This is a genomic window from uncultured Methylobacterium sp. (assembly GCF_964244095.1).
Taxonomy (GTDB): Bacteria; Pseudomonadota; Alphaproteobacteria; order Rhizobiales; family Beijerinckiaceae; genus Methylobacterium.
In genome coordinates this window covers 1-13,168 of record NZ_CAXTHR010000116.1, presented here as the reverse complement: position 1 = coordinate 13,168, position 13,168 = coordinate 1, and the positions used below count along the sequence as shown (strand labels likewise).

The window sequence follows — 13,168 nt, the reverse complement described above, 5'->3', positions numbered from 1 at the left end:
GGCGAGCGCCAGCGCATCGAGATCGTGCGCTGCCTGCTCCAGGACCCGCGCCTCGTGATCCTCGACGAGCCGACCTCGGTGCTCACCCCCGGCGAGGCGGAGCAGCTGTTCACGGTGCTGGAGCGCTTGGCGCAGGAGGGCCGGGCGCTGCTCTACATCTCCCACCGCCTCGACGAGGTCCGCCGCCTGTGCGCGCGCGCCACCATCCTGCGCCACGGCAAGGTGGTCGGCGCCTGCGACCCGCGCCGGGAGAGTGCGCGCTCGCTCGCCGCGATGATGGTCGGCGCGCAGGTGCGCGAACTGAAGCCGCCGCCGCCTTCCGCCCGCGGGCCGGAGCGCCTCGTCCTCGACGGCCTGTCCCTGCCGGCGCCGGGGATGCACGGCACCGCGCTGCATAGCATCGCCCTGCGCGTCGCGGGCGGCGAGATCCTCGGCATCGCGGGCGTGGCCGGCAACGGGCAGGCCGAACTCTTCGCCGCGCTCTCGGGAGAGGTCGAGGCCGAGCCCGGCGCCATCCGCCTCGACGGACGGCCGGTCGGCGGCCGCGGCATCAACGCCCGGCGCCACCTGGGCGGGGCCTTCGTGCCGGAGGAGCGCAACGGCCATGCGGCGGCGCCCGGCATGAGCCTGTCGGAGAACGCGGTGCTGTCGCGCCACGCCACCGCGCCGCTGGCGCCCTTCGGCTGGCTGCGGAAGGGCGCGGCGCGCGCGCTGGCCGCCCGCGTGGTCGAGGCCTTCGACGTGCGCAAGGCCGGCCCGGATCCTGCCGCCTCCACCCTGTCCGGCGGCAACCTCCAGAAATTCGTCGTCGGCCGCGAGATGCTGGCCGAGCCCGGCATCCTCGTGATCAACCAGCCGACCTGGGGCGTCGACGCGGCGGCGGCCGCGCATATCCGGCAGGCGCTGATCGACCGCGCCGCGCGCGGCGCCGCGGTGCTGGTGATCAGCCAGGACCTCGACGAACTGTTCGAGGTCGCCGGCCGCATCGCGGTGCTGCATGCGGGCACGCTCTCGCCGGCCGTGCCGGCTGCGGACACAACCCGCGAGGCGATCGGCCTGCTGATGGGCGGATCGGGCGACCACCACGCCGCCGACGCCCTCCCGCCCCCCGCGGAGGGCGCGGGGCGCGGCGCGCCGTCCGCGGCCCTCCCCCCCGAAGCTGCGGCCCCATGCGCCTCGACCTGAGCCCCCGCGCCAGCCGCTCGCGGCTGCTCTCGGCGGTGACGCCGGTGATCGCGTTCGCGGCGGCGATTTTGGTGGGCGGCGTCGCGGTGGCGACCCTCGGCGTCTCGCCGGCCGCCGCCTTCGTCACCTACTTCGTCGTCCCCTTGAGCGAGGTGTGGTCGCTCCAGGAGATCGCGCTGAAGGCCGCGCCGCTGGCGCTCATCGCGACGGGGCTGGCGTTCTGCTACCGCGCCAACCTCTGGAACATCGGCGCCGAGGGCCAGTTCGTCGTCGGCGGGCTGGCCGGCGGCTGGATCGGCGTCGCCACCCACGGCCAGCACGGCTTCACCCTGTGGATCCTGCCGGCGATGCTGGCCGCGGGCACGCTCGCGGGGCTGGCCTACGCCCTGATCCCCGGCTTCCTCAAGGTCCGCCTCGGCGTCTCCGAGATCCTGACCAGCCTGATGCTGGTCTACGTCGCCGAACTGCTGCTCGACTACATGGCCCGCGGGCCCCTGCGCGATCCGGCGGGCTTCAACTTCCCGCAGAGCGTGACGTTCGACGAGGCCGCCCGCCTGCCCTACCTCATGGCGGGCGACACCCTCCATGCCGGGGTGCTGGTCAGCCTCGCGGCCGTCGTCCTGGCCGCGCTCGTGCTCGCGCGCACCCTGTTCGGGTTCGAGGTGCGCGTCGTCGGCGCGAGCCCGCGGGCGGCGCGCTTTGCCGGCTTCAGCGATGCCCGCCTGACGCTCGCGGTCTTCGCGATCTCGGGGGGCGCGGCGGGTCTGGCGGGCGTGGCCGAGGTGGCGGGCCGGATCGGCCAGCTCCAGCCGACGATCTCGCCGGGCTACGGCTTCACCGCGATCATCGTCGCCTTCCTGGGCCGGCTCTCGCCGCCGGGCATCCTGGCGGCGGCGCTGGTCATCGCGCTGACGACGATCGGCGGCGAGGCGGCGCAGATCGACCTCAAGCTGCCCTTCGACCTCACCCGCGCCTTCCAGGGGCTGCTGCTCGGCCTCGTGCTCGGCGCGGACGTGCTCTCGCGCTACCATGTCCGCCTCGTCTCCGGCGGGCCGGCGTGAGGATTGGCGGCGTGGGAGCGGATTCATGAGAACCGGGACATGAGCCTCGACATCGTCCAGATGGTGCTGGTGACGGTGCTCGCCGCCGCGACGCCGCTGATCCTGGCGGCCCTGGGCGAACTCGTGGCCGAGCGCGCGGGCGTGCTCAACCTCGGCGTCGAGGGCATGATGATCTTCGGCGCCGCATCGGGCTTCGCGGTGGCGATGGAGACGGGCTCGACCCTGCTCGGGGCGCTGGGCGGCACGCTCGCCGGCATCGCGCTCGCCGCCCTGTTCGGCATCCTGACGGTGGGGCTCGCGGCCAACCAGGTGGCCTCGGGCCTGGCGCTGACCATCCTCGGGCTGGGCCTCTCCGGCCTCGTCGGCGCCACCTATGTCGGCACGAAGCGCGACCCGGCCGCCCATCTCCACCTGCCGGGCCTGACCGAGATGCCGGGCGTCGGCCGGCTGCTGTTCGGCCAGGACGCGTTCGTCTACGCCGCCCTCGCCCTGGTGGCCGGCGTGTGGTGGTTCTTGTGGCGCACGCGGACGGGCCTGACGCTGCGCGCCATCGGCGACGACCACGTCGCCACCCATGCGCTCGGCCTGCCGGTGCGCAAGGTGCGCTTCCTCGCCGTGCTGTTCGGCGGCGCCTGCGCGGGGCTCGCCGGCGCCTACCTGTCGCTGGCCTACACGCCGTTCTGGGCGCCGGGCATGACGGCGGGGCGCGGCTGGATCGCGCTGGCGCTCGTGGTGTTCGCCTCCTGGCGCCCGTTGCGCGTCGCGGCCGGCGCGCTGCTGTTCGGCGGCACCACGGTGCTCCAGCTCCACGCGCAGGCGGCGGGCATCGGCCTGCCGGGGCAGGTGCTGTCGGCGCTGCCCTACCTCGCCACCATCCTGGCCCTGGTCTTGCTCTCCCTCGGCCGGCGCCAGGGCGGCTCGCTGGCGCCGGCCGCCCTCGGGCGCGACTTCATTCCCACCCGCTGAACAAGGCGACACGCACCATGCGGACGATGACCTGCGCGCTCCTTTGCGCCCTCCTCCTCGCGACCGGCCCGGCGCGGGCCGAGGACAAGCTGAAGGTCGGCTTCGTCTATGTCGGCCCCGTGGCCGATTACGGGTATTCCTATCAGCACGACCTCAGCCGCAAGGCGCTCGAGGCGGCGCTGCCGGGCAAGGTGGAGACGACGTTCCTCGAGAGCGTGCCGGAGGCCGACAGCGAGCGCTCGATCGAGAAGCTGGCACGCTCCGGCGCCGGCCTCGTCTTCACCACCTCGTTCGGCTTCATGGAGCCGACCCTGAAGGTGGCCAAGAAGTTCCCCAAGGTGAAGTTCGAGCACGCCACCGGCTACAAGCGCGCGGACAACCTCTCGACCTACTCGGCGCGCTTCTACGAGGGCCGCTACGTCTGCGGCAAGATCGCCGGCAAGCTCTCGAAGTCGGGCACGGTGGGCTACATCGCCTCCTTCCCGATCCCCGAGGTGGTGAGCGGCATCAACGCCTTCATGCTCGGCGCGCAGTCGGTCAACCCGGACATCAAGGTCAAGATCGTCTGGGTGAACACGTGGTTCGACCCCGGCAAGGAGGCGGAGGCGGCCAAGGCCCTGCTGGCGCAGGGCGCCGACATCCTCACCCAGCACACCGATTCGGCCGCGCCGCTGCAGGAGGCCGAGAAGGCCGGCAAGCTCGCCTTCGGCCAGTCCTCGGACCAGTACCGCTTCGCCCCCAAAGCCCAGCTCACCTCGATCACCGACGACTGGAACGGCTACGTCGTGAGCGAGGCCAAGGCGGTGATGGCCGGCACCTGGAAGAGCCACGACACCTGGGGCGGCATCAAGGACGGCATGGTCGTGCTCGCGCCCTTCACCAACATGCCCGACGACGTGAAGGCGCTCGCCGAGGCGACCACGGCGGACATCGCGTCCGGCAAGATCCATCCCTTCGACGGACCGGTGACGAAGCAGGACGGGACGCTCGCCGTGAAAGCGGGCGAGAACGCGCCGGACCCGATGATCCTCGGCATGAACTGGTACGTGAAGGGCATCGACGACAAGCTGCCCCAGTAGTCCCTGTCGTCGCCAAGAAAGAAGGCCGCCGGATCGCTCCGGCGGCCTTTTCACGTTCGGCCGGTCACCGGCCGCGGATCAGGGCCGCGGCGGCGGCGGGGCAACCGGCTCCATCGCGGGCGGGGGCGCGTCGACGACGATGCCGCCGCGTCCGGGCGGGACGGCGACCGCGTCGCCGTCCTGGATCGCGTTGATCTCGTTGCGCGGGCCGGCGATGCCCTCGGTGCCGCCGGGAGCGGTCGCCGGCTCGCGGCCGGCGGGAGCGCCCGTCGACGACTGGGCCAGGGCCGCGCCGGACAAGCCCAGGACGCCGCAGAACGCCAGGATGAGGGGTGTTCGAAACAGCATGGTCGGGGTCTCCTCGTGGAACGATGGGCTGCAATCGGCCTAGTAGAGCCGGCGCAGGCGATTCAGGTGGGCGATGAAGCGTTCGCGCCGCGGGCGCGCGGCTGCGCGGCGACGACACAGCGAGAGCAACGGTCGTGCCGTCCGGACGGCGCGGCCTCAGCGATGCATGCGGCGGTAGCGCCTCATCCGGCGCGAGCCGTATGCACCGCCGCTGCGCATCGCCTCCATGCGGTTTCGCGGGCCCGCCTTGCCGGTGGCCCCGCCGGGGGCGGCTGCGGACAGGCGGCCGGCCGGCGCGCCGACGGATTGCGCCGCGGCCGCGCCGGCAAGGCCGAACCCGAGGCAGAGAGCGAGGGCGAGCATGGTCTTCGGGCGGGACATGGTATCTCCTTGATTTCGCACAGCCAACGCGCAGCGGCTCCTTTGGTGCATCGAGCCGGGCGATTATTTTGCGATGCGATCGACCCTGCTCAGCTTCCGCGATAGGTCTGGAAGCTCCAGGGTGTCGCCACCAGGGGCACGTGATAGTGGCCTTCCGGGTCCGACACCCCGAAGCGCAAGGGGACGACGTCGAGGAACGGCGGCTCCGGCAGGTCGAGCCCGAGGCGGCGGTGGTAGTCGCCCAGCGCGAAATGCAGCTCGTAGGCGGCGATCGGCACCGGCCGTCCGCCGATCAGGGCTGCGTCCGTCCGGCCGTCGGCGTTGGTCTCAGCCCGCGCCACGAGCGCCAAGCCGCCGTCCGGGACGACCTCGTACAGCGCCAGCCCCACGCCCGCCGCCGGCGCCCCGCGCATGGTGTCGAGCACGTGCGTCGAGATCCGGCCCGTCGTGCGGAGCGGGCCGTCACCGGCCACGAGCGCGTTCAGGCGGATCGCGGCGATGCGGAACATCTCGGCTTCCGCCACGCGCCGCTCGGTCGCGGGGTCGGAGGCGAGCCGCGCCGCGAAGGCGGAGAGCAGCGAGGCCCGCCCGTGCCGCCTGACGCACAGGATGAACGGGAGGCCGAATTTTTCGCGATAGCCCGCGTTCAGCGCCGCAAAGCGCGCGAATTCGGCCTCCGACAACCGGTCGAGGCCGGCGGCGGTCTGCTCGGCGATGGAATCGGGGGCGATGGCGCCGTCGCGCGCCGCGCGCCCGGCGAGCTCCGGATGGCCGGCGAGCAGCGCGAGGCGGCCCTCGTCGGGGGCGGCCTCCACCGTCCGGCGCATCGCCGCGTAGAGGTCGGCCACGGTGGTAAACGGCCGGAGGGCGGCCGCCCCCGCCGCCACCCAGGGGGCGTGCTCGAACACCGCGCCGAGCGCCGCGACGAAATCGGATTCCGGCATCGCGTTCAGGTCGGCCAGGGTGATGCTCATCGGCCCTCTCGTCGCCATGCTCTGCGGCGCCGTAGCAGGCAACAGGCCAAAACCAGGGCCGGCGACCGCGCGCCCAGTCGTTCCGTGGTCGTCCCTGGCACATGGCTTGCGCGGTCTCCCCGGCACGGCATCCGGGATGCCGCCTGCACGCGGGAGCGATCGTCGATGTCGGGTACGGCTCATCCGGACGTCCATGCCGGTCCGGTCCCCCTCGGTCCGGCAACGGCCCCCATCGCCAGGGTCGGCGCGGTGGCGCTCGGCTTGCTCGGGCTCCAGCACGTCCTGGTGATGTATGCCGGTGCTGTGGCAGTGCCGCTGATCGTCGGGCGGGCCTTGAAGCTCGCGCCCGAGCAGGTGGCGATGCTGGTGAGCGCCGACCTGTTCGCCGGCGGCCTCGCCACCCTCATCCAGAGCTGGGGCCTGCCCGGCATCGGCGTGCGCATGCCGGTGATGATGGGCGTGACCTTCGCCGCGGTGACGCCAATGATCGCGATGGGCTCGTCGCCTGAGATCGGGCTGACGGGCATCTACGGCGCGGTGATCGCCGCCGGCCTGTTCGCGCTGCTCGTCGCGCCGCTGGTCGGGCGGCTGCTGCCGCTGTTCCCGCCGGTCGTCACCGGCACGATCATTCTGGTGATCGGCATCTCGCTGATGCGCGTCGGCGTGAACTGGGCAGCTGGCGGCGTCGGCAACCCGAATTACGGCGCGCCGATCTACCTCGCGATCAGCGCCTTCGTGCTCTGCCTCATCATGGCGATCACCCGCTACGGCACCGGCTTCGTCAACTCGGCTTCGGTGCTGATCGGCATCGTGGTCGGCATGGGCGTAGCCGGGTTCTTCGGGCTGGTGGATCTCTCGCACGTGGCCACCGCCTCGTGGTTCGACGTGGTCCGCCCCTTCGCCTTCGGGCTGCCCACCTTCGACCTCGTCTCGGTGGTGACGCTGTGCATCGTCATGATCGTGGTGATGATCGAATCGACAGGGATGTTCCTGGCGCTCGCCGAGATCTGCGCCGATCCGGTCGGCGAGGCGCGCCTCACCCGGGGGCTTCGTGCCGACGGCCTCGGCACGATCGTCGGCGGCGTGTTCAACACCTTCCCCTACACCTCGTTCTCGCAGAACATCGGCCTCGTCGGCGTCACCGGCGTGCGCACGCGCTACGTTGCCGTGGTCGGCGGGTTCATCATGCTCGGGCTCGGCCTGATCCCGAAGCTCGCCGCTATGGTCGAGGCGGTGCCGCAATGCGTGCTCGGGGGCGCCGGCCTCGTGATGTTCGGCATGGTCGGGGCGACGGGTGCGCGCATCCTCGGTGCGGTCGACTTCGCGAAGAACCGCAACAACCTGTTCGTGGTCGCGGTCTCGGTCGGCTTCGGCATGATCCCGCTGGTGGCGCCCAACTTCTTCAAGCAGATGCCGCACGCGCTCCACCCTCTGCTCGAATCCGGCATCCTGCTCTGCGCCATCTCGGCGGTGCTGCTGAACCTGTTCTTCAACGGGCTCGGCAGCACGGCGGAGGCGCGCGACGCCGCGATGCGCCAAGCCGCCGCGTCTGAGCATTGAGTCGCTGACGAGACCCGCTTCTTCGGAGACGCCGATGCCGCTGACCGCCTCGAAATACGGCAAGGGCCGCGTGCGGGTGATGCGCCTGACCCGCGACGGCGACCACCACACCCCGCGGGAACTCGCGCTCACCGTGCTGATGAAGGGCGCCTTCGACGCCGCGTGGACGGCGGGTGATAACCGGGCGTGCGTGGCCACCGACAGCGTCAAGAACATCGTCAACGTCACCGCGGCCAGGAACCTGTCGCTGGACAAGGAGGCCTTCGCCGAGGCGGTCGCTACGGTGTTCCTCGACACCTACCCGCAGATCGAGGAGGTATCCGTCGAGGGCCTGGAGACCCGCTGGCTGCGCCAGTCCTTCGGGGGTGAGCCGCACGGCCACACCTTCACCCTGGACGGCAACGGCACCGGCTTCGTCCGCCTCGTGGCGAGCCGCGGCAGCCGCATGCTGCAATCGGGCCTGCGCGGCTTCACCTTCATGAAGACCACGCAGTCCGGCTGGGTCGATTTCGTCGACGACGCGTACCGCACGCTCCCCGACACCGCGGACCGCATCGCCGCCACCAGTATGGACGCGACCTGGACGTGGTCGTCGGCGCCCGCCGACTACACGGCCGCCAACGCACGGGTGCTCGGCCTCCTGATCACTGTGTTCGGCACCACCTACAGCCACGGCGTGCAGGACAGCATGTACCGCATGGGCGAGACCGTGCTGGCGGCGATCCCGGAGATCGCCGAGATCGGCTTCGCGATGCCCAACAAGCACTACATCCCGATCAACCTCGCACCGTTCGGCCTGGACAATCCCGGCACGGTGTTCCTGCCGACCGACGAGCCGCACGGGCAAATCGAGGCGACGATCGGGCGGACGGCCTGACACCCTCGCCCGCGTCCCGGACGCTTTCGCGCCCTTAGGGCCGCGGGGCGTGGCGGCCTTGCCCGAACCTCGGAGCCGATGCGTGCGCCAGCGCACGTCGGGAGAAAGATCCGTGCCATCCTGCCTCTTTTGAGGCAGACCGAGCTGTGTTTTCTCTAAGCATCTGTCCTGAAAGGATTAAATGCAGTGCCCTTGTATCTTTGAGGCAACGGATTCAGCGGCATAGGTGCCAAGCCAGTAGATAAGGGCGTTGTTTTAGGCAATCTATGGCGTCTCGCGCGCCAGACATGCACAAAAAGCAGGAACTCTGTCGTTCGGAACGGCTTTGATGGGTCATTCCAACGCGAACAGACGAGACCTTCGCATGACCACGCGCATCACCATCACCGCCGCCCTCGGCCTTGCCCTGTCCGTGCCGCTCGCCGCCACGGCCTTCGCCCAGAGCTATAACGCACCCGCCGGCATCGCCGCCGTAACCGCCCCGGGCGGCGTCGAGGGCCGTGCAGCCCTGCCGAACCTCATCGATGCGCAGGGCGGCTCGCGCGCGCTCTCGCCGCGTGGTGCCTACGACGAAGCCTTCGTCACGGGTTCCCTGCGTGCTCGGCGCGACGAGGCCGACCGCGGCCGTCGCTGACACGCGCTCCGACCAGAGCCTCGGCCCGCCCGCGGGCCGACGGTGGCTGCTCGAATCGCCGTCCGATCCGAGCATCGGCCAGCCGCGGCAGCGTGGCGCTGCAACGTGCAGGTATGATTTAATTTTAAGCGGTTCTGCCGATCCGACCTAGGTCGGCAGAGCACAGCCTTGCATACGAAATTGCCGAAAATCTCGGCTTCGAATCGAGGTTGGCGAAGCTTAGGCTCTGCATCACGCATCGGACCGATGCGGCGACGGAGCAGGTGATCGTGGCTGACCTTTCGATTTCGCGCCGGCGCCTGCTAGCCGGGACCGCCGCCCTCTCGCTCGGCGGCCTTCATCCGGGTCGCGCGGCGGCGGCCGGCGCGCTCACGGTCGGCTTCATCTACGTCGGCCCGAAGGACGATTACGGCTACAACCAAGCCCATGCCCAGGCCGCGAAGGCTCTCAAGGGCATGCCCGGCCTGACGGTCACGGAGGAGGAGCGCGTCGCCGAGACCAATGCCGTCGAGAAGACCATGGAGAGCATGATCAACCTCGACGGGGCGAGCCTGCTCTTTCCCACCTCGTTCGGCTACTACAGCCCCTACGTGCTCGCCGAGGCGAAGAAGAACCCCAAAGTCCAGTTCCGCCATTGCGGCGGCCTGTGGTCCGACAAGGACCCAAAGAACGCCGGCTCCTACTTCGGCTACATCGCCCAGGGGCAGTACCTGAACGGCATCGTGGCCGCCCACGCGTCCAAGTCGAAGAAGATCGGCTTCGTCGCGGCCAAGCCGATCCCGCAAGTTCTCAACAACGTCAACGCCTTCCTGCTCGGCGCCCAGAGCGTCGATCCGTCGATCACCTGCCAGGTGATCTTCACCGGCGAGTGGTCGCTGGCGGTCAAGGAGGCGGAAGCCGCTAACGCGCTGATCGACGGCGGCGCCGACGTCATCACCTGCCACGTCGACAGCCCGAAGGTCGTGGTCGAGACTGCCGCACGCCGCGGTGCCTTCGTCTGCGGCTACCACGTCGATCAGTCGCCGCTGGCTCCGCAGAAGTACCTCACCGGCGCGGAGTGGAACTGGCTGCCGATCTACAAGGGCTTCGTTGAGGCGATGCAGGCCGGCAAGGTGCCCGAGAACTTCGTGCGCGGCGGGCTCGCCGACGGCTACGTCAAGATGAGCCCCTACGGCCCCGGCGTCGGCGACGCCGCCCGCAAGAACGCGGACGCGGTGAAGGCCGAGATGATGAAGGGCGGCTACGAGATCATCAAGGGACCGCTCAAGGACAACGCCGGCAAGGAGATCCTCGCGTCCGGCAAGGGCTACCCGGAGAAGGCGGCCGAACTGGAGAGCACGAACTACCTCGTCGCAGGCGTGAAGGGCTCGGTCTGACCCGCCAGGCGTCGATCGACCCGTCGCCGGCGCTGGCACGCTTCCTGCCGCGCGAAGGGCTCTTGCTGGAAGCGGAGGGGGGCTCAGCATGGTCGCGGATGCGGCACCGGTCGGGCTGACCGCATCGAACGGCCGGTCATCCCGGAGCCTCCAGATCCGCGCGTGGCTGGCCCGCCGCTCGGAGGCGTTCCTGATCCCGGTCGCCGCGGCCGTGACCGGCTTCCTGGTGTTCGGCCTGTTCCTGCTGGCGCTCGGCCAGTCGCCCCTCCAACTCGTCGAGATCGTGTATCGCGGCGGCTTCGGCTCGGGCTTCGCCCTCGGCAACAGCCTGCAGCGGGCGGCCCCCCTGCTGTTTGCGGCGCTCTGCGTCGCGCTCCCCGCCCGGCTCGGGCTCGTGGTGATCGGTGGCGAGGGCGCGATCGTGCTCGGCGGCCTCGCGGCCGCCGCCGCCGCGCAGCCGCTGGCTGCCCTGCCGCCGGCCCTGGCGATCCCGCTGATGGCGCTCGCCGCAGCCTTCGCCGGCGCCGTCTGGATCGGCGCGGTGGGTTTCCTCCAGGCCTATCGCGGCGTCAACGCCACCATCTCGAGCCTGCTGCTGTCCTACATCGCGATCGCGCTGGCCAACCACATGATCGAGGGGCCGCTGCGCGATCCGGCGAGCCTCAACAAGCCCTCGACCCTGCCGGTCGGCGACGCCTTCATGCTCGGGCCGATGCCGGGGATCGGCGTGCATTGGGGGCTGGGCTGCGGCATCCTCGCCTGTCTCCTCGCCTACCTTCTGATGGATCGCACCACGCTGGGCTTCGCCGCGCGGATCGCCGGCGGCAACGTGCGCGCGGCGCAGATCCAGGGATTGCCGGTGGGCCGGCTCATCGTCGGGTTCACGGCGCTGGGGGGCGCCTTCGCGGCTTTGGCCGGCTTCTTCGAGGTGGTCGCCGTCCAGGGCACAGCCAACGGCACCCTGGTGGCCGGCTACGGCTACACCGGCATCCTGGTCGCCTTCCTCGCCCGGCAGAACCCGGTCGCGATCATCCCCGTCGCGTTCCTCCTCGGCGGCATCGAGGCGTCGAGCGGGCTGATCCAGCGGCGGATGCACCTGCCCGACGCCACGGTGCTGGTGCTCGAAGGCCTGCTGTTCCTCATCGTGCTGATGAGCGAGACGCTCTACGGCCGTCTGCACGTCTTCAGCCCGCATCTCTGGGCGCGCAAGCGCGAGACCGCGCTGCTCCCCGCCGGAGCCTCGTCATGACCGGAGACCTCGGGCTCTGGAGCGTGCTGATCGCCGTGATCGGCGGGGCGATCCGCGTCTCGACGCCGTTCCTGTTCGTCAGCCTCGGCGAGACCATCACCGAACGCTCCGGGCGGATCAACCTCGGGCTGGAGGGCACCCTCGTCTTCGGGGCGATGTCGGCCTACGGCACCGCCGTCCTCACCGGCTCGTCGTGGGCGGGCGTCGCGGTCGCAGGGGCAGCCGGCGGTGTGCTCGGCCTCGTCCACGGCGCGATCTGCCGCCTGACCCGCGTCAACGACGTCGCGGTGGGCATCGCGCTGATGCTGTTCGGATCGGGACTCGCCTTCTTCCTGGGCAAGCCGTTCATCCAGCCCTCGGCGCCGCCGTTGCCGGCGATCCCCTTCGGCCTCTGGTCCGACGTGCCCCAGATCCAGGCGGCGTTGCGCGTCAACGTGTTGTTCCTGATCGGCGCGGGGCTTGCCGCCTTCCTGTGGTGGGCGTTCCGCAACACCAAGGCCGGTCTGATCGTGCGCGTCGTCGGCGACAGCGCGGATGCCGCCCGCGCCATGGGCTACGACGTCGACCGGATCCGGCTCTACGCGACCGCCGCGGGCGGGGTGCTCGCCGGGATCGGCGGGGCCTACCTGTCGCTGTACTATCCCGGCTCGTGGAACGAGGGCGTCTCGTCGGGTCAGGGCCTGATGGCGGTGGCGCTCGTGATCTTCGCCCGCTGGAACCCGCTCGCCTGCTTCGGCGCGGCGCTGCTGTTCGGCGGCGCCGGCGCGCTCGGGCCGGCGCTGCAATCGGTCGGCGTCACGCAGGGGTATTACCTGTTCTACGCAGCCCCCTACGTCCTCACCCTCGCCCTGTTGATCGCCACCTCCTCGTCCGACCGGGCGCTGGCCGGGGCACCGGGCGAGCTTTCGCTCTCGAAGTAACGCGCCCTCGTGCACGGACACATCTCATGAATGGATTCGGCGGCCTCAACAAATCCCCGAACGGCGTGGTGATCGGCCTCGTGCAACTGCAATTGCCGAAGGTCGCGACCAAGGCGGAGCTTGCCGCGCAGACCGAGCGCGTGGTGGCGATGGTCGCCAAGGCGCGGGGCAACCTCGCCGGCATGGACCTCGTGGTCTTCCCGGAATACGCGCTCCACGGCCTGTCGATGGACGTGAACCCGGAGATCATGTGCCGGATGGACGGCCCCGAAGTCGCGGCGTTCAAGCGGGCCTGCCTCGACAACCGGATCTGGGGCTGCTTCTCCATCATGGAGTTCAACCCGCACGGCAACCCGTACAACACCGGCCTCGTCATCGACGACGAAGGCACGGTGAAGCTGTACTATCGCAAGATGCACCCATGGGTGCCGGTCGAGCCATGGGAGCCGGGCGATGTCGGCATCCCGGTGATCGACGGGCCGCGCGGCGCCAAGCTCGCGCTCATCATCTGCCACGACGGCATGTTCCCGGAGATGGCGCGCGAATGCGCCTACAAGG

The 13,168-nt window shown here is 70.7% G+C and carries 14 protein-coding genes; 11 read left to right on the top strand and 3 right to left on the bottom strand.

The genetic code is table 11. From position 1 onward, the window contains the following. The 4 genes from ACFE86_RS16615 to ACFE86_RS16600 all read left to right on the top strand — a co-directional run. Nucleotides 1-1,185, top strand: a 1,185-nt coding sequence (locus tag ACFE86_RS16615) for an ABC transporter ATP-binding protein (protein ID WP_375456436.1), incomplete at its 5' end; no start/stop codon positions are given. Continuing rightward, a complete protein-coding gene (locus ACFE86_RS16610; protein ID WP_375456435.1) occupies nucleotides 1,170-2,246 on the top strand; it encodes an ABC transporter permease in 1,077 nt (358 codons plus the stop codon). The genes ACFE86_RS16615 and ACFE86_RS16610, both read left to right, overlap by 16 nt. A 39-nt stretch (nucleotides 2,247-2,285) precedes the next feature. Further along, nucleotides 2,286-3,212: an ABC transporter permease gene (locus ACFE86_RS16605; RefSeq protein WP_375456434.1), complete on the top strand. Its 927-nt coding sequence runs from the start codon at nucleotides 2,286-2,288 to the stop codon at nucleotides 3,210-3,212. A gap of 17 nt (nucleotides 3,213-3,229) precedes the next feature. Next, the gene (locus ACFE86_RS16600; RefSeq protein WP_375456433.1) at nucleotides 3,230-4,291 is read left to right on the top strand and encodes a BMP family ABC transporter substrate-binding protein; all 1,062 of its coding nucleotides are present in this window, start codon (nucleotides 3,230-3,232) and stop codon (nucleotides 4,289-4,291) included. Between the two features lie 78 nt (nucleotides 4,292-4,369). On the opposite strand, the gene ACFE86_RS16595 is transcribed toward ACFE86_RS16600, so the two are convergent. From ACFE86_RS16595 to uraD, 3 genes are all read right to left on the bottom strand, one after another. After that, nucleotides 4,370-4,639, bottom strand: coding sequence for a hypothetical protein (locus ACFE86_RS16595; protein WP_375456432.1), 270 nt, complete (start codon nucleotides 4,637-4,639; stop codon nucleotides 4,370-4,372). A gap of 156 nt (nucleotides 4,640-4,795) precedes the next feature. After that, the gene (locus tag ACFE86_RS16590; RefSeq protein ID WP_375456431.1) at nucleotides 4,796-5,020 is read right to left on the bottom strand and encodes a hypothetical protein; all 225 of its coding nucleotides are present in this window, start codon (nucleotides 5,018-5,020) and stop codon (nucleotides 4,796-4,798) included. An 89-nt stretch (nucleotides 5,021-5,109) separates the two neighbouring features. Next, a complete protein-coding gene (gene uraD, locus ACFE86_RS16585) occupies nucleotides 5,110-5,994 on the bottom strand; it encodes a 2-oxo-4-hydroxy-4-carboxy-5-ureidoimidazoline decarboxylase (RefSeq protein WP_375456430.1) in 885 nt (294 codons plus the stop codon). A gap of 165 nt (nucleotides 5,995-6,159) precedes the next feature. On the opposite strand from uraD, the gene ACFE86_RS16580 reads away from it, so the two are divergent. The 7 genes from ACFE86_RS16580 to ACFE86_RS16550 all read left to right on the top strand — a co-directional run. After that, on the top strand, nucleotides 6,160-7,554 hold the full coding sequence (locus tag ACFE86_RS16580; protein WP_375456429.1) for a nucleobase:cation symporter-2 family protein: 1,395 nt from the start codon (nucleotides 6,160-6,162) through the stop codon (nucleotides 7,552-7,554). 34 nt (nucleotides 7,555-7,588) lie between these two features. Beyond that, complete coding sequence (gene pucL, locus ACFE86_RS16575) at nucleotides 7,589-8,431, top strand: factor-independent urate hydroxylase (RefSeq protein WP_375456428.1); 843 nt, start codon at nucleotides 7,589-7,591, stop codon at nucleotides 8,429-8,431. A 364-nt stretch (nucleotides 8,432-8,795) separates the two neighbouring features. Further along, on the top strand, nucleotides 8,796-9,065 hold the full coding sequence (locus tag ACFE86_RS16570) for a hypothetical protein (protein ID WP_375456427.1): 270 nt from the start codon (nucleotides 8,796-8,798) through the stop codon (nucleotides 9,063-9,065). Nucleotides 9,066-9,331: 266 nt separating this feature from the next. Next, on the top strand, nucleotides 9,332-10,441 hold the full coding sequence (locus ACFE86_RS16565) for a BMP family ABC transporter substrate-binding protein (protein ID WP_375456437.1): 1,110 nt from the start codon (nucleotides 9,332-9,334) through the stop codon (nucleotides 10,439-10,441). A gap of 88 nt (nucleotides 10,442-10,529) precedes the next feature. Next, nucleotides 10,530-11,690: an ABC transporter permease gene (locus ACFE86_RS16560; RefSeq protein WP_375456426.1), complete on the top strand. Its 1,161-nt coding sequence runs from the start codon at nucleotides 10,530-10,532 to the stop codon at nucleotides 11,688-11,690. Then, complete coding sequence (locus ACFE86_RS16555) at nucleotides 11,687-12,610, top strand: ABC transporter permease (protein WP_375456425.1); 924 nt, start codon at nucleotides 11,687-11,689, stop codon at nucleotides 12,608-12,610. Before ACFE86_RS16560 ends, ACFE86_RS16555 begins: the two co-directional genes overlap by 4 nt. A gap of 26 nt (nucleotides 12,611-12,636) precedes the next feature. Continuing rightward, the coding region (locus ACFE86_RS16550; protein WP_375456424.1) for a nitrilase-related carbon-nitrogen hydrolase at nucleotides 12,637-13,168 on the top strand (532 nt) is incomplete at its 3' end.